Source organism: Calditrichota bacterium, from assembly GCA_013112635.1.
Classification (GTDB): Bacteria; Calditrichota; Calditrichia; order Calditrichales; family J004; genus JABFGF01.
Map to the genome: position 1 here is coordinate 84,577 of JABFGF010000002.1, position 22,530 is coordinate 107,106.

General features: G+C 37.2%; 20 protein-coding genes. 15 read left to right on the forward strand and 5 right to left on the reverse strand.

The annotated features are described in order from the left end of the window. Positions 1–187: 187 nt before the first annotated feature. Positions 188–2,866, reverse strand: a complete 2,679-nt coding sequence (gene aceE, locus HND50_05545; GenBank protein NOG44673.1) for a pyruvate dehydrogenase (acetyl-transferring), homodimeric type — start codon at positions 2,864–2,866, stop codon at positions 188–190. Positions 2,867–3,228: 362 nt separating this feature from the next. On the opposite strand from aceE, the gene HND50_05550 reads away from it, so the two are divergent. From HND50_05550 to HND50_05570, 5 genes are all read left to right on the forward strand, one after another. Continuing rightward, entirely contained in the window at positions 3,229–3,444 is a 216-nt protein-coding gene (locus HND50_05550; protein ID NOG44674.1) for a helix-turn-helix transcriptional regulator, read from the forward strand. Positions 3,445–3,534: 90 nt separating this feature from the next. After that, on the forward strand, positions 3,535–4,428 hold the full coding sequence (locus HND50_05555) for a hypothetical protein (protein ID NOG44675.1): 894 nt from the start codon (positions 3,535–3,537) through the stop codon (positions 4,426–4,428). A 137-nt stretch (positions 4,429–4,565) separates the two neighbouring features. Next, complete coding sequence (locus HND50_05560) at positions 4,566–5,015, forward strand: NfeD family protein (protein NOG44676.1); 450 nt, start codon at positions 4,566–4,568, stop codon at positions 5,013–5,015. A 35-nt stretch (positions 5,016–5,050) separates the two neighbouring features. Then, entirely contained in the window at positions 5,051–5,977 is a 927-nt protein-coding gene (locus HND50_05565) for a paraslipin (protein NOG44677.1), read from the forward strand. 182 nt (positions 5,978–6,159) lie between these two features. Continuing rightward, entirely contained in the window at positions 6,160–7,059 is a 900-nt protein-coding gene (locus HND50_05570) for a proline dehydrogenase (protein ID NOG44678.1), read from the forward strand. Positions 7,060–7,087: 28 nt separating this feature from the next. Here HND50_05570 and HND50_05575 read toward each other — a convergent pair whose 3' ends face one another. Together HND50_05575 and HND50_05580 are read right to left on the reverse strand one after the other, a co-directional pair. Beyond that, a complete protein-coding gene (locus HND50_05575) occupies positions 7,088–8,371 on the reverse strand; it encodes a TRAP transporter large permease subunit (GenBank protein NOG44679.1) in 1,284 nt (427 codons plus the stop codon). Further along, positions 8,368–8,871, reverse strand: coding sequence for a TRAP transporter small permease (locus HND50_05580; GenBank protein NOG44680.1), 504 nt, complete (start codon positions 8,869–8,871; stop codon positions 8,368–8,370). Before HND50_05580 ends, HND50_05575 begins: the two co-directional genes overlap by 4 nt. A 128-nt stretch (positions 8,872–8,999) precedes the next feature. Between HND50_05580 and HND50_05585 the strand changes: the two genes are divergently transcribed. The 7 genes from HND50_05585 (at position 9,000) to HND50_05615 (ending at position 13,933) form a co-directional block, all read left to right on the forward strand. Continuing rightward, positions 9,000–10,331 carry a hypothetical protein gene (locus HND50_05585; protein ID NOG44681.1) on the forward strand — a complete coding sequence of 444 codons (1,332 nt, stop codon included), beginning with the start codon at positions 9,000–9,002 and terminating at the stop codon, positions 10,329–10,331. 117 nt (positions 10,332–10,448) lie between these two features. Beyond that, complete coding sequence (locus HND50_05590; GenBank protein NOG44682.1) at positions 10,449–11,162, forward strand: ABC transporter ATP-binding protein; 714 nt, start codon at positions 10,449–10,451, stop codon at positions 11,160–11,162. 84 nt (positions 11,163–11,246) lie between these two features. Further along, positions 11,247–11,576, forward strand: a complete 330-nt coding sequence (locus HND50_05595) for a YtxH domain-containing protein (protein NOG44683.1) — start codon at positions 11,247–11,249, stop codon at positions 11,574–11,576. Positions 11,577–11,674: 98 nt separating this feature from the next. Next, the gene (locus HND50_05600) at positions 11,675–12,013 is read left to right on the forward strand and encodes a hypothetical protein (GenBank protein NOG44684.1); all 339 of its coding nucleotides are present in this window, start codon (positions 11,675–11,677) and stop codon (positions 12,011–12,013) included. A 131-nt stretch (positions 12,014–12,144) separates the two neighbouring features. Continuing rightward, a complete protein-coding gene (locus tag HND50_05605; GenBank protein ID NOG44685.1) occupies positions 12,145–12,753 on the forward strand; it encodes a M15 family metallopeptidase in 609 nt (202 codons plus the stop codon). A 21-nt stretch (positions 12,754–12,774) separates the two neighbouring features. Next, entirely contained in the window at positions 12,775–13,536 is a 762-nt protein-coding gene (locus HND50_05610; protein ID NOG44686.1) for a hypothetical protein, read from the forward strand. Positions 13,537–13,549: 13 nt separating this feature from the next. Next, complete coding sequence (locus HND50_05615; GenBank protein NOG44687.1) at positions 13,550–13,933, forward strand: hypothetical protein; 384 nt, start codon at positions 13,550–13,552, stop codon at positions 13,931–13,933. A gap of 64 nt (positions 13,934–13,997) precedes the next feature. On the opposite strand, the gene HND50_05620 is transcribed toward HND50_05615, so the two are convergent. Continuing rightward, on the reverse strand, positions 13,998–16,715 hold the full coding sequence (locus HND50_05620) for a T9SS type A sorting domain-containing protein (protein NOG44688.1): 2,718 nt from the start codon (positions 16,713–16,715) through the stop codon (positions 13,998–14,000). Positions 16,716–16,863: 148 nt separating this feature from the next. On the opposite strand from HND50_05620, the gene HND50_05625 reads away from it, so the two are divergent. The 3 genes from HND50_05625 to HND50_05635 all read left to right on the forward strand — a co-directional run bounded on the left by HND50_05625 (position 16,864) and on the right by HND50_05635 (position 20,084). Further along, on the forward strand, positions 16,864–17,649 hold the full coding sequence (locus tag HND50_05625; protein ID NOG44689.1) for a phospholipase: 786 nt from the start codon (positions 16,864–16,866) through the stop codon (positions 17,647–17,649). A gap of 25 nt (positions 17,650–17,674) precedes the next feature. Beyond that, complete coding sequence (locus tag HND50_05630; GenBank protein ID NOG44690.1) at positions 17,675–19,261, forward strand: amidase; 1,587 nt, start codon at positions 17,675–17,677, stop codon at positions 19,259–19,261. Between the two features lie 103 nt (positions 19,262–19,364). Further along, a complete protein-coding gene (locus HND50_05635) occupies positions 19,365–20,084 on the forward strand; it encodes a hypothetical protein (GenBank protein ID NOG44691.1) in 720 nt (239 codons plus the stop codon). Positions 20,085–20,147: 63 nt separating this feature from the next. On the opposite strand, the gene HND50_05640 is transcribed toward HND50_05635, so the two are convergent. Continuing rightward, complete coding sequence (locus HND50_05640; protein NOG44692.1) at positions 20,148–22,286, reverse strand: T9SS type A sorting domain-containing protein; 2,139 nt, start codon at positions 22,284–22,286, stop codon at positions 20,148–20,150. Positions 22,287–22,530 lie beyond the last annotated feature (244 nt).

A 22,530-nucleotide genomic window follows, 5' to 3' on the forward strand; every position in this document is an offset into this window, starting at 1 on the left:
CTTATTTATTCTTTCTCTTTTATAGCTAACCCACCCCTAACCCCTCCAAGGAGGGGAACTTTCTTTTCATTTACTCTTACTCATACTCGCTTTTATCTTATCTATTAAAATGAAAAACGGGTAAGAGCATGAGTAAGAAGTAAGAGTAAGATTCTTTAGATTTCAGCTATTCAACAAATCTTCTTAATTAACTCAGCAAAGGATCCGCTTTATCCGGATCAATATCCATTTCTTTTATAGCTTTTGTTAATTCTGCTGTTTTGATTTGACCCTGTTTTGAAAGTTCAGTCAGGGTAGCCAAAACAATGTAGCGCTCATCCACCTCAAAGAAATCCCTTAGCTGGTTACGACCATCACTTCGCCCAAAGCCATCCGTTCCTAAAACTGCAAGGCGTCCCGGCACCCATTTTGAAATTGACTCAGGGAGTGCTTTTACATAATCTGAGGCCGCAACAAAAACACCTTTCGCATCTTTTAGCTGATCTTGTAAATAAGGAACTTTTGCTTTTTTCCCGGGATTCAGCATATTCCAGCGGTCAGCCTTGTTACCATCGTTGTGCAGCTCTTTATAACTGGTTACACTAAAAATATCTGCCGCGACTCCATATTTCTTTTCAAGAATATCCGCAGCCTTAATTACACAGTTCATAATTGTACCGCTTCCAAAAAGTGTAGCGTGCATTTTTGCAGTTTTCTTTTTTGATGACTGGAATTTATACATGCCTTTAAGTATACCTTCTTTAACATCTTTTCCTTTAGGCATTGCAGGCTGAACATAATTTTCATTCATCACTGTGATGTAATAATATTCATTGATTTGCTGGTTGTACATTCTGTCAATACCATTTTGGATAATCACAGCCAATTCATAAGCAAAAGCAGGATCATAAGCTTTTACATTGGGATAAGGAAAAAACATAAGGTGGCTGTTTCCATCCTGATGCTGCAATCCTTCCCCGGCAAGAGTTGTACGTCCGGCCGTAGCGCCAAGCATAAAACCGCGGGCACGCATATCACCTGCCGCCCAGGCTAAATCGCCAATGCGTTGGATGCCAAACATGGAATAGAAAATAAAAAATGGAATCGTGTTTATATTATTTGTGGAATACGCTGTACCTGCCGCAACAAATGATGACATCGATCCGGCCTCGGTGATTCCTTCCTCAAGAATTTGCCCATTCTCAGCCTCTTTATAATAAAGCAGTGATTCGCGATCCATCGGTTCGTAAAGCTGACCTGCATGTGCGTAAATTCCAACTTGCCTAAATAGTGATTCCATACCAAAAGTACGGGCCTCATCCGGAACGATTGGAACTACAAATTTACCGATATCCTTATCGCGCAGCATTTTAGCAAGCATGCGAACAAAAACCATTGTTGTTGATGCTTCCCTGTCGCCCGTTCCTTCATAAAACTCTGCAAACAAAGATTCATCCGGTTTTTTGATTGGCGTACTTTCAATACGCCGTTGCGGGAATGAACCACCAAGCTGCTGGCGTCTGTCTTTTAAATATTGAATTTCCGGGCTGTTTTCGTTTGGCTTGTAAAATGGGATTTCATCAATTTCTTCATCAGAAACCGGAATGCCAAAACGTGAACGGAAATGACGTAATTCATCATCATTCAGTTTCTTTTGTGAATGGGTAATATTTTTACCTTCGCCGGCTTCACCAAGACCGTAGCCTTTTACAGTTCGCGCTAAAATTACTGTTGGTGCACCTTTATGTTTTGTGGCTGAATTGTACGCTGCATATACTTTTTTAGGATCGTGACCACCAAGCCTTAATTTTGTCAATTGCTCATCGCTTAAGTGCTCAACAAGTTTTAGGAGCTGTGGATATTTGCCCCAAAAATGCTGGCGTAAATAAGCTCCGCCTTTGGTGATGTAATTCTGGTATTCGCCATCAACCACTTCGCCCATTCTTTTAACAAGCAAGCCGTCTTTATCGGCTGCCAGGATCGGATCCCAATCCTCGCCCCAAATCACTTTAATTACATTCCAGCCTGCACCACGGAAATTACGTTCCAGCTCCTGGATAATTTTACCATTTCCACGCACCGGGCCATCCAATCTTTGCAGATTGCAGTTTACAACAAAAATCAGGTTATCCAGTTTCTCACGCGCGGCCAGTGAAATCGCACCAAGTGCTTCCGGCTCATCGGTTTCACCATCGCCAAGGAAAGCCCATACTTTCTCATCATTTTCCGGTTTCAATTTGCGGTCTTCCAGGTAGCGGTTAAAACGCGCCTGGTAAATTGCCATTATCGGGCCAAGCCCCATGGAGACTGTTGCAAATTGCCAAAAGTTTGGCATCAACCAAGGATGTGGATACGATGAAAGTCCGTCTTTAAATGCTTCATGCCGGAAATTTTTAAGCTGCTCTGCAGAGAGACGGCCTTCCATATAAGCACGGGAATAAATCCCAGGAGAGGCGTGTCCCTGAAAAAATACAATATCGCCGTTAAACTTATCTTGTGGTGCACGGAAAAAGTGGTTAAAGCCAACTTCGTACAAAGTGGCCGCCGAAGCGTACGTGGAGATATGCCCGCCAATGCCTTCTTCGTGCTTATTAGCGCGGACAACCATGGCCATGGCGTTCCAACGGATTAAACTTTTGTTGCGTCTTTCAATTTCCCGACTGCCCGGAAATTTTGGCTGCTCTTCCGGTGCAATGGTATTTATGTACGGTGTGTTTGCAGAGAATGGCAGCTTGATACCATCATAATAAGCCCGGGCTTGTAGCGCCTGTAACAATTTTGTTGCGCGCTCCGGACCGCCGGACTGAATCACATAATCCAATGATTCCAACCATTCCTGTAATTCTATTTCTTCTATGTTTTCCATATGCTGCATATTTGCACTCATAAATATCCTTTAATTCTTAATATTTTAATCAAAATCGTGTACTTACTTAATAAAAATTAACTTCTTTATTTCGATCCCATATTGGGAAAACCACTATGAGGATAAGCGGGAGCTTCAGAAAGAATAACCATCCATGTTCATTAGCGAGCCGCTAATATAGAATAAATTTAATATTAATCCAAAGGGCATCTAATGGGAAAATTCAATTTTAATTAATAGAATTTAAGTTCTTATATTCACAAGACTCTACGCTTTTGAATAATTTTTTTCCGCTCAAGCTTTTTCACTAAATCTGTTTCAATTATAGCCGAATAATATTGTCCCCATAAAAATATATATTTTGGAGATCACAGATGGTCAACATGAATTCATTTGGTGAAACAGTGCGTTTTCACCGAAAAAAATGCGGCTTGAGCCAGCTTCAATTAGCCAACCTGGCAGGAATCGGAAAAACAACTGTTTTCGATATTGAAAAGAACCGCCATACTTTTCAGACAGATACAATCCAAAAAGTGTGTGATGCCCTTAATTTAAAAATGAATGTTCAAAGCCCCTTTACTAAAAATCGTAGGGTGTGAGGCGTAGCGCGATATCAAAAGATGAGATACTCTCATTACGTTTTATGCATTTCGCTTTACGATTTATTTATTGTCTAACACTTATTAAAAATGAAACGTTGCCCAATAACATATCAAAAACTCGATTCTACAAAATACAGTGCCAAAGGGCTTCGGTCGTTTTCCAATAAAATCAGCGATTTGGAAAAAATTAATATTGATTTTTCCAATGGCTCATCTTATTCATTAAATCCGCACTCACGAGAAAATTTCGGCAAACTTCAAGTCAAAAATAAATGCTTTGTTAAAGGTGACAAAAATGATCGATATGTCTTTGTTCAGGACAATGATCCGGAAAGCCAATATATTTTTAACCGAGACCTTACTTTAAAGCTTGCCACGCTTAGCGGGATAAAAACTGTTACACACGGTCTTGCATATCTTCAAAGCGGTAATCTTGTTTTTTGGTACAAACGACCTCAGTTTTTTGGACGAAGTATACAATATCAAATTGATACTTTTGATGAACTTATTCCGGAAGATGAAGCAAATGTTTTTAGACACCTTATTGAAATACTGAACTCAACCTGCACCTTTCCAGCATTGGAAAAATTGAATCTGTTACGCTTGATATTATTTAGCTTTTTAACGGGTCATGATTCAATCGCTACCAGCAGCCTGTCTCTTATCCATAACAAAGAAAGAGTCGAACTCACTCCTCAATGTTGTTTGGTAAATAACCATATTTATCAAAGCAAAAAAAAAGCAGAATCTATTTCGTTTTTGGGAGAAGAAGTTTTACTTGGAAACACTGATAAAGCCCTTTGCTTTGCCAACGAAGTTTTGGGTGTAAATCCTAAAGCTTTTTCCCAGGTTATGCAGGAGTTAAATGTTGTTTACCTAAAATGGTTAAAGACAATTGAAGTTAGTTTTATCAAAAATCCTATCAAAAAAGAGTACCTGGAACTGCTTCGAAACAGAAGAAGACTTTTTTTCAAATATTAAAATTGTTATTCCCCAATCTCACTACGACGTTACCTCAAAAAGCAAAACAATCCCTTTAAAATAACGTAATTAATATTGCAACTGAGTTGTGAAAGAGTTTAAATTACGGAACCCGCCAACAAATGTAAGGAGGCTTTATGGAATCACTCAACGAATGGCTAAAACCGGAAATAATCTGGTTTGTTATTGGACTGGTCTTACTAATTTTAGAATTCTCCGCGCCAGGCTTAATAATTGCTTTTTTTGGATTTGGTGCCTGGGTTGTTGCAGGTGTTCTCCTTTTTGTAGACATTTCACTAACTACACAATTATTAATATTTCTTATTTCTTCAATCCTTTTATTAGTTCTTTTGCGTAAAACTCTAAAGCAGGTTTTTAAACTTGATTCGTTCGTTGATCAGAATGAAGAAGATGAGTTTATTGGTCAACATGCCATTGTCACAAAAAAAATAGGTCCTAATAAACCAGGTAAAGTAGAGTTTAAAGGAGCAGATTGGGTTGCTGAATCTGAGAGCGAATTGGCCGTTGGAACACATGTGACGATTACAGCAAGGGAAAGTATTAAGTTTATTGTAAAGTCCAATTAATGATAAAATACATTCAAAACTAAAGGGAGATTGATATGACAACCACAAGTATCATAATTATTGGCTTAATTATTTTTGCTTTTATCCTTTTTCTTAAAACAGTTACTATAGTCCCGCAAAAATCTGCTTATATCCTGGAACGACTTGGCAAATATAGAGGAACATTAGAAGCAGGTTTCCATGTACTTGTTCCTTTTATCGATAACATTTCCTATAAGCATTCTCTAAAAGAAAGGGCTGTTGATGTGCCTGCCCAGGTGTGTATTACAAAAGATAACATCTCTGTTGAAGTAGATGGTATTTTATACCTGCAGGTTGTTGATCCTAAAAAAGCATCATACGGAATAAACGATTTTCAATTTGCATCTACCCAGCTTGCACAAACCACAATGCGTAGTGTGATTGGTAAACTGGAGCTTGACCGCACTTTTGAAGAACGTGACACATTAAACGGCGCGATTGTTGATGCGGTTGACCGGGCATCAGATCCTTGGGGAGTGAAAGTTACTCGTTACGAAGTAAGAAATATAGTTCCACCACAAAGCATTAAAGATGCAATGGAAAAACACATGCGCGCCGAGCGTGAAAAAAGAGCAACAATTGCCGAATCTGAAGGTGAACGCCAAGCTAAAATAAACGTTGCCGAAGGGGATAAACAAGAATTAATTCAACGCTCGGAAGGTGAGAAACAAAAACGCATCAATGAAGCACAAGGTCTTGCCAGTGAAATTGAAGCTGTTGCAAACGCTACTGCCAAAGGAATTAGAGAAATTGCCCTGGCCATTAACGAAAAAGGCGGAATGAATGCAGTAAACCTGCGCGTTGCAGAACAATATCTTGGTGAATTTGGAAAATTAGCAAAAACCAATAATTCGCTTATTATACCTTCAAATCTTTCAGATATTGCCGGAATGATTTCAACTGCGATGGAAGTTATTAAAGATAAGACGGTTAAAGAATAGCCACTAAGGGGTCCATTGGACCCCTTTTATTTTAATTCTCTTTTACACTTTTACCATATCCGCTTATTATTTACATTTTTAGCTTGTGTAAAGAAGCACGTTTTCTTATTGCACAAATAATGTTGATCCTCTAAATTATTCAGTAAACCTTTAAAAAAAACAATTTGTCCCCTGGAGAATAAATGAACCTGTTTGATTCACTTATTATTAATACACTGCCTTTAGTCCCAAAACCAATTGTTGGATTTTTTTCGAGAAACTATATTGCAGGACCTTCACTTGATGATGCAGTTAAGGTTGTAAAGAATTTGAATTCACAGGGAATAATGGCTACTCTCGATTTACTTGGTGAGGAAGTAAAAGAAAAAAAACAATCCACTGACGCAGCAAACCAATATGTGGATATGCTGGAAGAAATTGACCGACTTAATCTGGATTGCAATATCTCACTAAAACCTACTCATATGGGTTTAAACCTGGATCAGGATTTTGCTTTTGAAAACATTCGAAGAATTGTAGTGCGTGCAAAAGAGTTAAATAATTTTGTACGAATTGATATGGAGGATAATACTGTCACTACAACTACAATAGAAATGTTCTTAAAGTTAAAAAAAGAATTTGAAGGGCATGTGGGAACTGTTCTTCAGGCTTACTTAAAACGTACTCTTGATGATATTGAACATCTTATAAAACAGAAGGCAAATCTGCGATTATGCAAAGGCATTTATGTAGAACCTGAAGAAATTGCTTACAAACATATGCCAAAAATAAATGAAAATTATAATCAATGTATCGATGAGCTTCTGAAAAACAATATCTATACCGGCATTGCCACTCATGACGAAGAGCTTGTTTTACATGCTTTCAAAGTTATAGAAAAACTCAAACTAGATCCGAAAGAGTATGAGTTTCAGATGTTGCTGGGAGTAACAGAAAAATTACGCGACCAAATAATTGCTAAAGGGCATCGCTTGCGCGTTTATGTGCCTTATGGGCAAGATTGGTATCAGTATTCAATCCGCCGTTTAAAAGAAAACCCAAGAATGGCAAAAATGATTATGGGAAAGATTTTTGGAATGTAAATTTAATCATTCCAAAAAGAACCATACATTAGATATCAAACCACTCAATTAACACTAAGCTTAATTCCGGCCAATAAGTAATTATCACCAATGTAATTAGCAAGATTGCCAGGAAAGGCAAAGTTGCCCTGTACAGTTTCAAAACAGGCTCATTAAAGCGGAATGAGGCTATAAACAGATTCATTCCAACCGGAGGTGTTGAGTAACCAATTCCAAGATTGGCTAAGAATATCACACCCAAATGCACAGGATCAACACCAAATTGCTGGGCAATAGGCAGGATTAAAGGTACGACTACAAGTATCGCTGAAAAAATATCCATCATTGCGCCAACAATAAGCAGAAAAATATTAAGCACCATTAAAAAGCCAAATTTTGTATCAATATATCCTTTCATTGCTTCAAGGATTTGCGATGGTATCTCTGCATCGATAAAATAATTTGCCAGACCAAGAGCGGCTGCCAGGATAACCAAAATGCCACCAACCATCACCATACTATCTTTCACCACACGGACTAAATCCTTGGTCAAAGAAATATCGCGGTAGATAAAAACCTCGATAACAAAAACATAAAAAGCCATTACAGCCGCAGCCTCAGTTGCCGTGAAGAATCCACCATAAATTCCTCCCAGTATTAAAAAGGGGATTGGAATTTCCCAACCTGCCGCTTTTGTAGCTTTCCAAAGTTCGGCTGCATCAAACGGAACAGATGGCGCCATAGAGACATCTTTTTTTACTGCGAAAATGCTATAAATCGCCAACAGGCCAACCATCAAAATTCCCGGTAAAATTCCTGCTACAAAAAGCTTATCTATGCTGGTGGAAGCAACAAGACCATACAAAATTATTGGCAAACTTGGTGGGAAAAGCAGCCCAAGATTTCCGGAGACAGTCAACATCCCCAAACTGAATTTTTTGGGATAATTGTCTTTTAACAAAGCCGGAAACAGCAAACCACCCAGCGCGACAATCGTGACACCTGAAGCCCCTGTAAATGCAGTAAAAATTGCACAGGAAACCAAAGTAATAATGGCCAGGCTTCCCGGCATCCAGCCTAAAAGCGCCCTGGAAAAATTAACAAGCCGCTCCGGGGTTTTGCTTTCAGCAAGCAAATATCCTGCAAAAGTAAAAAGTGGAATTGCCAATAAAACCGGTTGTTGGGCCATGCGGTAAAGTTCAATGATAATGGCCATTGAATCGATTTCTGCATAATGAAATCCAATTAAAGCAATGGATGCAATAATCACAAAAAGAGGTGTTCCATAAAGAGCAAGTAGGATCAGGATAAAAGCAATTAATAGTCCGGTCATTTTGTCTCTCCAGCTTTATATATCACTCCATTGATTAATTTTTCAATAGCATGGAGGCCAAACCGGATAAACATTAACCCGAATCCGATGGGAATTATTATTTGAAAATACCAGGAAGCTATATCTCCAAAGAGAATGGTTTCATATTCCTTTTCATCCATGACGAATGCCCAGGAAGCACTCATTAATAGATAACTGACAAAAGTTGCAAAAGAATAGACTAGTCCTTGCGAGATAGGTTTGTAGCGCCCTTTCATCATGCGGCCAAACACATCGATATTGATATGCTTTTCTTCTCTGCTGGCAATTGAGGCACCGATAAATCCGACCCATAAAACCAGGTGACGCAAAAAAATATCACCCCATAAAATGCCCTGATCAAAAAAACCGCGCAGTATAACCTGCGCAAATGAAAAGACAACCATTACCAGCACAACAAAAACCAAAATATATGTTTCGGCCAGTGCAACAAAACCATTTATCTTTTGTATAAGACGCATTCAAACTCCTGGTCAAAAAAAATTGCTATAAACAAAGTTTATGAAAATAGTCATTCCAATGATTTACTGCAACGATGGATCAGATGAATATTTTTTATTAATAATTAATTAATTAATTAGATTTTTGCATGCTAAGAATATTATTCAAACAACCTCTTCATATTTGGCGAACGCTGGATTTTAGACATAAACTTGAGGCTATCATCCTGGTAGTTCTGATTTATGCTTTTCTTGGTACGCGGCTGGATGTTTTGTTTAATCAGTTAATTGAAAATGGTTTTAATATAAGCCGGCTAACATTGTTAACTGCCAGCTTGTTCACTTTTCAAATTAGTATCAGCACTTTACTAATTATTAGCTGGTTGCTGCCACGCCAAGATGCCCTAAAACCATTTTTATCAAAACCCCTTGCAAAACCGGATCTATTAAAAATTGTTGGCTTTCAGGTTTTTAAGTATTTATCTGTTTATCTGATACTATTTCTGCCGGCTGCAACTGCAATATTTTCCGCTCTCGGTATTATGCCGTTTATTAGCTCTGTTATGATTATTTCTGTTTTCAGTTTCTACTTTTTCATGTTTTTTATTCAACAAAAACAGAAAACCAACTCCTTAAAATCATACATATTTAAAAGCTTTAGCGCCATATTTTTATACCATGCCCTGTTTGCTGTTTTTTACTTTTTCAATGACTATCTCATCCTTTTCCAGGCTTTCTCTTTTGTATTGATTTTTGCATTTACATTAAAACTAATTTTCAATAAGGAACCAATAAATTTAGAGACTTTTGTGCCATACCTGAAAAAGGTGTATGTAAAACCGGAGATTGTTCAATCTGAGAAAAAGGGAATTCCAAAATTTTTACCGGGAATCATTCAGCCCCTTTTCGAAAAAGAAGTTAATAGCTTATGGCGCAATCCCAATTACAAAAAATTAAAAATAAATGGTTTAATTTTATTTGTTGTAATAAATATACTAATTGTGCTTTCCAATTTTGAGTACAAAGAAATTTGGATAACCGTAATCACTTCAATTTTGATCTGGGCTCATTACAGTAACAGCTTTAACGAAAAATATGTCTTTGCCGATCCGTCCTGGTTTATAAAAACACTGCCTATGCGTTTTCGTCATTTACTGGTAGCCAAATATTTTGCGGAAAGCGGATATGTTGTCTTGCTATCAGTTGGCGTGTTTATATTTTTGCAGTTTTGCGGGATCACATTAAAAGAACAACTCATCCTGTTAGCAGTCATTTTCACTTTTGCCAATATTGTTCTTTTTGTTATGCTCAATTTTCAAATAATGTTTTTTAATGATCCCAGGTTAGCGGGGTACTCTTATCATTTTGCAATGGTTTTTTTAATAATCATGATGCTAAACTACAGATTTGTAGGGCCAATAATCGCCTTGTGCTTGTTGTTTTTCTTTTTATATAAAAATGTGAAATACTTTAATGAGTAAAATATATACCAAGAAAATAGAAATAGATTGTCATACTGAGGAACGAAGTATCCCATCGTGCAAAGGGATTCTTCGCTTTTCTGCGTGCCGCTCAGAATGACACGTGAAAGAAAAAAAATGCTTAAAATAAATGACTTGACCGTAAGCTATGACAATAAAATCGCCGTTGATGAAACAAGCGTGGAATTTGCACCAGGCAAAATAAGCGGCTTGATTGGTCCAAATGGAGCAGGAAAAAGCACATTATTAAAAACCTGTATCGGCTTGCTAAGCTCCTATGCCGGCGAAATTTGGTTTGAAGAAAAAAATCTTAAAAAGGAACGCTTTTGGATTAAACAGAACGCAACGTATGCATCAGAAAATGCAGAGCTACTGAATTACTTGAGCGGGAATGAATTTTTAACACTGATTGCCAGGATTTATAAGTTATCTGATATATCTGAGAGAGTGGATTTTTTTATTGATCTTATGGGGTTGCAGGAAAAGAAAGATGATCTTGTTGTAAACTATTCTCATGGCATGAAGCAGAAACTTTCCGCAGCAGTAGCATTACTGCCAAAACCAAAATATATTTTTCTGGATGAATCTTTAAACGGAATGGATGCTCCATCCCTAATGAGAATTTTTGCATATTTGAAGGAGCAAACAGCTTTAGGCAACCTGGTTATAATTTCCTCACATAATGTGGATTTAATCCGTGATTGGTGCGACGAAGTATTTATAATCAATAATGGTAAAATTATTTCTAAATTTGACGAAGATGAGCTGACAGAGCTGAAATCGGACAAAGATCTTTTTGTAAAAAAGTATATAAGCCTTATTGGCTCTTAAATAATGAAAATGATTTCTTTTTTTTCGTATATTCGAATTACCGTTTTAAAACAAAAATTAAATTTGAAACACCGGAGGTAACAAATGGCTTCAGATAATGGTAGTTTTTTTAGTGGATTGCTAATTGGCAGTGCAATTGGAGCAATTGCAGGCGTTCTATTTGCACCAAAGTCAGGTCGTGATTTACGTGAAGGTTTAATAACTGATAACGAAGAAATAATCAACAAAGCAAAATCAGAATTAGACAAAATGCGCAGCGAACTTGGCGATCTTAAAGATAAGATTTCCAAAACAATGGATCGCAACAAAACGGCTACAAAGCCTGCAGAAACAGAAGAAGAGCGCGATTATGAAGCAAGCTTAAGCTCTCTGGATGAGGACACTTCTGCTGGATCCAAGAAAAAAACGAAATAGCATCTTAGCAGAAACGACATGATAATTTGAGAATCCTTTTGTCTGCAAAAAGGATTCTTTCTTTCCTTTTAGAATCTTAGAATACTTTGGAGAAATATATGTTTTGGGAATATGCTTTAGGAGCATTTTTTATATCGCTGATTGTACTTGTCGCATTCTTGATTCCGGTTATTAACCAATTTCGTGATTCACTTTCGAAGCTAAACCAGACATTAGACACTGTGAACCGCGACCTTCCTCAGCTGATGAATAATTTTACTGAGGTTTCAAAATCATTAACAGTTGCAACAGAGAAAGTTGAAAAAGCTGTTGACGGGTTTTCTGAAATCGAAAAAATGATAACCGAGCAAATTAAAGTCCCATTAAAAACCATCGCTAACATTATTTCAACTTTATTAAAACTGTTGACAGCTTTGGTTGGCAGAAAAAAAAGATGATTTAGATGATTTTCTAAACATAAACTATCATGTCATGCTGAGGGACGAAGCATCCCACCAAGTATGGGATTCTTCTCTACGTTGCACTCCGATCAGAATGACAGTCACCGATCATCTCAGGTCTTGTTAAAATGAAAATCCGTTTATTAATAATCACATCTATAATTTTATCCCAAAATGTGTTTACGCAAGTTGACAAAAGTATTGTTGAAGTAACCAAAATCAATCCAAATATTATTCTCGATATCCGCTATGCCACTGAAAATAATTTTTTAAAGGAGATTGTTTATCCTGAAGCGCGGTGTTTTATGCGTTACAAAGCTGCGGTAAAATTAGATTCCATTCAGAAAGAGTTGGAGACAATAGGTTTAGGTTTGAAAATCTTCGATGGTTATAGACCCTTAAGCGTTCAAAAGAAAATGTGGGAAGTTTATCCGGATGACCGATATGTGGCCAATCCAAAAAATGGATCACGGCATAATCGCGGGGCAGCAGTTGATCTAACTTTGGTTGATTCGCTGGGCAATGATTTAAAAATGCCAACAGACTATGACAGTTTTTCAGAAAAGGCTCACCACAGTTTTATTTCTCCGGATAAAGAAATAATGAGAAACCGCTGGATTTTAAAAACCATTATGCAGAAATATGGTTTTAAAACGCTTAAAACCGAGTGGTGGCATTATGATCTTATCGGCTGGCAGGAATATGAAATTATGGATGTTTCATTTGATGAACTTTGAATATTATAATAACCTTTGCACATGAAACTTTTAAAAAAAATTATCTCTTTAACACTCTTTACAATTACAAGTGCTTTAGGTAGCGACAATTTTTCTTTAACTACCATAGGCGGGTATTCTTTTGGCCTAGGTCAAACATACCAAGGCCGTCTCTCATACAAAAGTTTAGAAAACAGCCATACCAAAGATTTATATTTTGATAGCTTTACAAAAGGATATTCTTTTCGAGCTGCCTTAAATTATAACATAACTGAAAATTTAGTTGTCGATATTGAGAGTGGATTAATTAGCTCAAGTGATTTTTCTTATTCTTATATTGAGTTAAGGGACTATAATTTTGTAACGCTTAACAGAAATTATGTTTATACCCATATTCCTATACTGATGCATTTTAAAATGGAAATAGGAGAGAAACATAAGCTATATTCAGGGATTGGTTTTGGGACGATGTTAAGCAATCTTAGAATCGAAATAACTAATGATTTTGACACTTCATCAAAGGAAGCAATATTATATCCTAAACTACCATTTGTGTCAGAAGGACTGATAGGGTTTTCATATTCTCTGAACGACAATATATTCCTTGTTTCGGAAATAAGATTTTTGATGACTAACTTTGTAATCGAAAAGCAAAAAGAAGATGCTTTTTATTATAGTGGACTTGGATCCTACTCAGGCAAAGTTACTTATACTTATGACAGGAATAATCCCAATAAGTTAGCTGAACCCATAATTGGCGGAAATAGCTTTTCCCTAAATATTGGATTTGGCTTCTGGTTATAGAGAGCTATTAGTAATGATTAATAAATTCACACCTCTGCTGCTTTTAAGCGCCCTGTTCTTCTGCAGTGAAGATAGCACTGTTAATCCAAGTCCAAATATTCCAATTGGTGGCTATTGGGTAGGTACTGCCATAGATACAATAGATGTTGTTAATATTTCAATGGAATTATATCAGGAAAAGAGTAATCTTAAAACACTAAATTTTGCGATAGCCTCCATTATTCAGGATGATGAAGGAATTGCTACTTTGGTCCCATATTATGTTATAATAACCGGAATTTACAACCACCCAAATATTTCCTTTGATTACAAGAACTTCAATGGAAAGCTGTTCGGTAAAGACTCAATTGCTGGTAAATTCAGTACTGGCGACTCTATGGTTTTTGTGAGACAATAGTTGACCCCTAAGTTAAACCTTGTTTTGTTATAATCTTTTCCCTTCATTATGAAACACTCTCAATTCATTTTATCAAAATCATCTTTCGTACTTTTTGAAAAGACCCGCTGCTAATTTTGTAATAATAAATTCCATTGGCCAGACCATTTGCAGAAAAAGTTTCCTTATGAAAACCAGCAGATTGCTTTCCATCGACGAGAGTGGCAATCTTTTGCCCGAGAGCATTATAAACCGTCAATGTAACTTTGCCCGCCTTGGGTATTTGATAAGCAATTACAGTTGAGGGATTAAAAGGATTTGGATAGTTCTGTTCAAGGCTAAATTTTTTCGCAATTTGAGGATTATTTTCAATTGAGGAAGCTCCGTCATCAATCCACTGAAAGCGCACAGCATCCGTACGGATAACAGGTCCATTTGTGCTGTTTCCGGTATCTTTAACCCATAATTCAATCTCAGTATCCGCAGGGACAAATACATTGCCAATGCTCACCCAGTTACCACTACCTTCATTTTGATTTACACGCCAGGCAGCCTGTACCCCACCATCATAATGAATTTCATATAAAGCATCATCTGTGGAGTTTACAGTTTTAGGCACAATCTCAAGAATTTCATACAGGCCACTTTTTTTAAGAGTAGTATAAAATCTTGCTGAAGCTAAAGGATTGGCATTTAGATAAGCATATCGGCTGGTCGGCCCATATATGTTTGCAACGCTGGTTTTCCATTCACCAAATTCTTCGTAATAATCACTATCTTCATTATCGATTGTAAAGAAATATTCAACAACCTCTGCTGCAATCATTACCTTTAAGATTGGGTTTTTTGGATCATCAGAATTTATTACAAGTGTATCAATCTGTTTGCCTGTTTCTTCAGGAAAAAATGACAAATCAATTGATTGACTTGACATGGGCGAAACAATTAACGGAAAAGATATATCTGTTTTAAAAAGATTTGAGAGAGAACTGATACTTGAAACCGACAAATCGGAAATACCATAATTAAAAATAACTAAAGAATACGCAGCGCTATCCTGAACACTAATGGCACCAAAATCAATTATGCCTTCTGAAATATTTATATTCTTATCTTTAACTAAGGCAGAGAATTTTATTACATCTGCTGCTAATATTTTTCCATTTTGGTCGTCACCGGAAGCTGACATTTCTATTGACAATGCATCTTCGGATTGCGCTTCAATAGTGGCAAGATAGTTCCATTTTTTTGAAGGCAAAAGTTCATCCACAAAAATAGTATCCACAGTAACTTGATTATTTGATATTAAAAATCTGATTTTTTCGGCTCGGTTATCTATATCCGGAAACTGCACAAATACATTGTAAAAGGAACTTTGCGGTATTTGATAATCCCAAGCGACCGATGCGGAGCTGCCGGTTTCCAATGTCGAAAATCTTGAATCTGTCCCCCAGGCATATTTAGATGAAGTTGTCCATGATCCATCATTTTCAGAATAAGAAGCATCCTCATTGTCGATAAATTTATCATCCGGTAAAAAAGAAATAAATTCCATTGATTGGTTTCCCATACTGTCGCAAACGGTAACTCCGGCTTTGGCCAGGCTATTCTGCGGTACCGGGACAATTGTTTTCCATTCATTTGCACCTGTTGAAACACACTCAAGAACAGAATACTCTTCATATATATTTTTAACTGCCACAAATGGCCGTGTCTGAAAAATCGTTTCATTGGATTGGATTGTAAAATAAACAGATTCCCCAACCTGCTCTTGGGAGAATTGTAAAACCGGCGCGATCGAATCAATACTACCACGCCATAATTGCATGGCCTCAATGGCTGTACAATATTGAAACTTGACATCCGGATATTTAGCCGCTGCCTTGTGTGCAAGGCTATCTATAATCTGCATATTTTCAGGAAAATCACTTTCCGGTAAATGGGCCCAAAAACAAGCTACCTGATCTGTGCCCTGATTGGCTGCTGCAAAAACATCATCCATCAAGTTATTGGCTTTAGTCCTTTGAAAAGATGCTGAACGTACCTGCCAGCCAGGCCCATCACCGGGAACCTGGTAATTATCTTTAGCCGGATGATATGGAACAAATTGAGAAGGTGCCTGTGACCAGTCAAAAATATTATCAATGGGTTCAGAATCTTCTGTTCGCTTCGAGGGATAATCGTTGTGCATACTGTAAGGCAAAACCTTTTCATCAAGATAATGTTGCCAATCATTATCCATATAATGCCAGCCGCTTCTAAAAGAAACCGGGAACACTTGCTCTTCTAAAAGGAATTGCGCCAAAGTCACTTCAAAGTCATCCAAAGATTCCAAAAAGGTTTTTGATTGGTTCCAGAAATAGAGACCATCTTTATCATAATCCGACCAATAAAAAGTGTGGTAATGCAGGGAAAGTTCATCACCGGTTGCAATTACATTTTCACCATGATATTTTTTCATCAGGTACAAGGTCATTATATTGGGAACAGGCATATTGTTGTTTGTAGCATAACGAAAAATATTGCCAGCCATCATCCACCAGGTCATTTTCATTGGCTGGCCATAAGAATCAACCAATTCAGCACGGAAGGCCGGATCCATGACTGTATAAGCATTTCTCAACGGATCTGTGTAGAGCGACTGATCGTAAGTGTTATTATATCTTGCTGTATTCATGCCGGTCCAAATGGCCGTGTCCGATCCTAATACAAGGTAAACTTTACCTTCGGAAAAAACGTGGTTTACCAAGCTAATAATAATTAATGAGGTTAATAAAATTTTAAGTGCAGGCTTTTTAAACATGATTTGTACCTCGGCTTATACAGTTTTCGTTATAATATTAAGAACAGTCGTTTTCGCAGATTTTCATTGCCATAGATATAAAGCAATGTACATATTGAAACAGTAAAAATAAAAAGAAATTCTGTTAATAATTTAACCAAGCAAAAAAATGAAGAATTCTATTTTATTTTACAAATTTGTAATGGGATTTACTGTCCTGGGTTTTCTTATTTCTTGCCAAAATCAAAAAATCGATCACCGGTTTCAGAATGAGTTTTGTATTAATTCAACTGGAAAAAAACTACCTTACAGGATTTTTATTCCGGAGCAGCAAGATTCCATTCAAAAATATCCGTTAATAATTTTTTTGCATGGAGGAACCGGTGCCGGGACTAATAATATCGATCAAATATCCGGCAAAAACCGGAGTGGATCGCATATATGGCTTGAAGAAGAAATCCAACTCAAATATCCAGCCTTTGTTCTTTGTCCACAATTACCACCTTTTCAACGGTGGAATGATCCGCTTTCGGATAGCTTAACTGTTTATACAAAAATGTTTTTTAATTTGATCGACTCGCTGATGATAACCAATCCAATAGATACAAACCGGATTTATCTTACAGGGCAATCATTGGGTGGCTGGGGAGTTTGGTATTTAATTGGCAAAAGACCGGAAATATTTGCAGCAGCCATTCCGGTTTGTGGTGGTGGAAATCCTGAAACAGCCAATGCAGCAAAAAGTGTAGCTATATGGGCCTTTCATGGTGCTTTTGACCGGGATGTGAGTGTAGAAAAATCGCGTGAAATGGTTGAAGTATTTGAAGAAACCGGATCGGATATTAAATACACAGAGTTCTTTTTTGGCGGGCATTCCATTTGGGATGATGTGTATTCTGATCAAAATGTAATAGATTGGCTTTTCAAACAAAGCAAAAATAATAAAAGTTTTTAGCCTTAATATCTTTGAAAGGATTGTTATGAATTTTTCTAAATCTGCTTTAATTATATTTGTTTTCCTGGTACTTCAATTTCTCATTTCCTGCGATGTTAAAGTATCGTACAGCAAAGTTGGCTCATTTGAATTAGATGAAATTACCATTTCTGAAATTCAGAACGCTTACGAAAACGGCACTTATACAATCCGGCAAGTTGTGCAATTATACATTGACCGGATTGATGAGATTGACCGCAACGGGCCAAAACTTAATTCGATAATAATAGTCAATCCTGATGCATTGGCCTTAGCAGATGATTTGGATAAAGAACTCGCTGCAGGCAAAAGTCGTGGGCCGTTGCATGGTATTCCGGTAATTTTAAAAGACAATATCGATACTCATGACAAAATGCCAACAACAGCCGGATCCAGAGTTCTAAAAGATTCGTATCCGCCTCAAGACAGCGACCTGGCAAAAAAACTGAGAGAGGCAGGCGCGATTATTTTAGCAAAAGCCAATTTAAGTGAATGGGCAAACTATCGTGGTTCATTTTCATCCAGCGGATGGAGCGGTGTTGGCGGGCAAACTAATAATCCTTATGTGCTGGATAGAAATCCATGTGGATCAAGCGCCGGATCGGCGGTGGCCGTATCTGCAAATTTATGTGCGGTTGCCATTGGCACCGAAACATGGGGATCTATAATGTGCCCGTCAAATGCAAATGGCATTGTAGGTATTAAACCAACCGTTGGCTTATGGAGCCGCTCCGGTATTGTCCCGATTAGTGAGACACAAGATACAGCAGGTCCAATGGCACGCACCGTCAGTGATGCGGCCATATTATTAAGTGCCGGCGTCGGAATTGATTCATCCGATGCAAAAACTTTTGCCGGTCAGGGAAAATTTCACTCAGATTACAGACAATTTTTAAATAAAGATGGATTAAAAGGCAAACGGATCGGTTATCTAAAAAATGCTGAAGGGACTCATTTTAAAGTTGATTCGCTTATGCACAGAGCGGTTCGTTTTCTCAAAAACCAGGGCGCCGAAATTGTGGAAATTGAAAAGCTGGTTGAGGGCAGGCCTTATTCAAATTCCAGCATTGTTTTGGCCTATGAGTTTAAAGACGGTTTAAAAAAATATTTTGAAAGACTTGGAAACGGCGCTCCGGTTGCTAACCTGGAACAGGCCATAAATGCCACTCTTAAGGACAGCCTTGAAATGCTCTATTTTAATCTTGGCCGCATGGAAAACGCGCAGTCTAAAGGTGATCTGGAAACAAAAGAGTATAAAGAGGCGCTTGAGAAAATGCTAAAAGCCTATCGTGATGAAGGTATTGACAAAGTGATGGATTCACATCAATTGGATGCCATTGTTTCACCAACCGGCGGCCCTGCCTGGAAAACGGATATGATTAACGGCGATAATTTTGTGATGTCCACTTCGGTAAACGCGGCGCTTTCCGGTTACCCCAACATCAATGTGCCGATGGGATTTATTGGCGAAGTCCCTGTTGGGATTTCTTTTTTTGGCAGGGCCTGGAGTGAGCCGGTTTTACTGGAAATTGCCTTCGCTTATGAGCAGGGAACGCAGCACCGGAAGGCACCAAAATTTCTTGAAACAGATTAATTTGAGAATTGATTTTAAGAAAAATTAGTCGTAACGTCAGTGTGTTAATGATAACATATAAGTTATATAGTGGCTATGAAGATATGAATAAGACTTTGATTATTTGGATATATTTTTAATAATTATTTCCTGTTCGCCATCAAAAAAACTCTATGATACTATAAAATCCCCTTCTCCACATTTACAAATATCTTTAAATAAAAAATCTTATTTAAAAGGTGAGCCGATTTGGATAGATTTCAAATTTGAAAACAAAGGCACAAAGTTCCTGGTAGTCAGTTCAAAAAATTTGTCCGTACTTTATAATCAACATACATTGGTTTCTAACATTGTAGATAAAAATGGAAATACTTACCCGAGTGGTTTATGGGGCTGTTATACACACACAAAATGGGACACTCTTTTCCCGGGAGAAGTTACTAAATACAGTTTTAATTTATTAGAGAAACATTACAAAATACCAGAAAAGTATACAGACAGAATATTGCCTCCAAACACATATTCAATCTTTTCTGTTGTACTCCGAAATGTGATTTCAAATCAAATTATTTTTGACGTAATAGAACCCGAAGGTATTGATAGAATCAAATATGATCTATACCAAAAAGGGACGAGAGCATTTCACAATCTTCCAAAAATGCATGACATATATAAAGAATTGTTTAAAATTGATAGCAACTCTTTTTATTCAGAACTATTGTTATATAAATTAATAATTCACACCAGTTTTCATGATGACAAAGAAGCATCGGAACTCGCTAAATTATTTTTACAGAGATATCCAAATTCGAATTACAAAAATCAAGTACTAAGAAAAATTTAAATTTTTGCGTCCATATTAAAACTAATTCTTCATCGACTGGGAGTTCTGTTTAGAAACTATCTTTCATTTTAAAAGAATCATTTTGCGGATTTGAATTGAACTTTCTTTTTGCGAACTAATCTTATAATAATAAATCCCACTGGCTAAACCCTTAGCATTTAATAAATAAGAATGCCAGCCTTTTGCTTGAATGTTTGAGAAAAGGCTTTTCACAAAACCGCCCCGCTGATCATAAAGTTCAAGATTAATCAATCCTTCTTCCTGAACATTGTAACGGATAGTTGTATGCGCATTAAAAGGATTTGGATAGTTTTGTTTTAGCTGGAAATCAGTCAATCTGTTTTCTACTTTTTTTGCATCAAATAATTCCGATTCGCCGGCAAAAGAAATACTTTCCAGCTTATACCAGTAACTACCAATAATTCCTGATGAAACATCTTCATATTTGTAGTGTGATGAATATGCAGTTGTACCTGCTCCTTTAATCATCTCTTTATTAATTTTTATAAATTGATCGCGACCCTGTTTTACATTTGTTTCAACAATACTTCTGTAGAGATTAAAACCCATATTCTCCAGTTCTGACTGTGTTTGCCATTGTATGACATTTTTATTGCCTTCTGCATAGACATCAAAAGCAGAAAGCTCAACCGGAAGACTCATATCTTCATTTTCGCCAAAAATAATTACCCGGTATAAAGTGGGTGTATTGTTCGCATAAAGCCTTAATTGATGATTGCCAGCCGTCAAAGTCTCATGCAATAAAACTGTTTTTATTTCTCCAAATTCACGGTTTCCATGCCAGGCCTTATCGGTTTGCCATCCATAGTTTGTGGCATTTAATTCAATTCTCAAATCATCATCGCTTGCATCATCTACATTCGGGTCTCCATTATCCGGCCCACGATATGCCCATCCTGAATTCTCATCCGCAGCTGCGGTAATATAAATGCCAACTTCTCCATTATTGGTCAAAGAAAAATCAATTGTCTTCCACAGATAATCATTACTTGCAACCGGAGCAGTTTCATTTATTTCCTGATTAATCAATATGGCGCCATTGGCACTGTTCAACACATTTACATCATACAAAATAGGAGTGGTTGTACTATAGATTTGAATATCACGCATTCCGGCAGACATTAATGTATCAATAATTACAGTCTTTTCCGCACTCTGTAAAACAGCTCCATCCAGGCTTTTTAAACCACCATAGCCATAATTATGCCCGCCAACAACAACTCGCATCTCATCGGCTGTATCATAGCCGTTATAATCTTCTGCTTGTGCGGTAATTAAAATAAGCGATCTTCCACCATCACTGTTAAAGGAATATGTTTTCCATAAAGAATCTGTTCCTGCAGGTCCGATTTCATTTGGATATGCCCTTAATTTTAAAATTCCGGTCGGTGTTTCAACATAGCTGGTTGGTTCCGAACCAAAGGTGATTTGGACATAGTCACAAATCTGTTGATTATCACCCGCCCAAAATCTTGGATAAATTGTGATATCATAATCATCTCCACCGGCGGGTGTCTCATGATAAACCCAGTTATCAATCCATTGGTGATAATCATATCCTTTATCGGGAAGTGCTGTTGTGGAAGTCATTACAAGGCTGTCATCTACAAAGTATTCTATCCGGTTCGTTCCATAGCGATTTATTTCATAAACATGCCAGCCCGTAAGATAGTCGGTGGAAAGATCAACGGAATCATGCGTGCTGTATTTTTTTCCATTCGACTGGTCTGCCCGCCAATAAGTTTCGTTAGCTGTCCAGCTATGCCCATCTTCTTCCTTTTGCTGTAAAAACCAGGATTGTTCCGATGTATTTAACGTCATGCTTTCTTTATACCACCAGCCAAACCCTCGGCTTCCAGGAAAATGATCATTTAAAAAACGAACCCTTACTTTTAGGAAAACAGTATCCTCTTCAAAGTAAATTCGGTCAAGTGAAGCAGATTCAAATCCGACATTATGCAAATTGTCTCCGCCATATGGAAATGGGTTTGAGGTGGTTATTAAAATATAGCCATTGTTAATCACAGGATCAGCTTGGTAAGGATCGGTGCTATTTAACATCCACCAGCTTTTATGAACCTTAAAATCATCCCGCTGCAAGGTTGGAATTGAAATTACTTGTCCGAGTAAGTTGTTTACTACAAAAAAGAATAGGAAATATTTTAAACTATTAATATACATATACAGGTACATTCTAAATGGTAACAGCTTAAGTTAAGTTAGTTATGTCCGGTCGAGTATTAATATAGAGGAAATGGAATTAAAATTCCCGAGATTCAATTTTAGAAGAAACCAGTGAGCCAACGTTGGATCATATACAAAAAGGTAAACACGCAGCAATGTGAATTATCACAATTAATGATTTAAAAAATTAAATGAGTTTGGAAGGAGATAACAAAAACGAGAGTGTGTCAAAATTAAACAC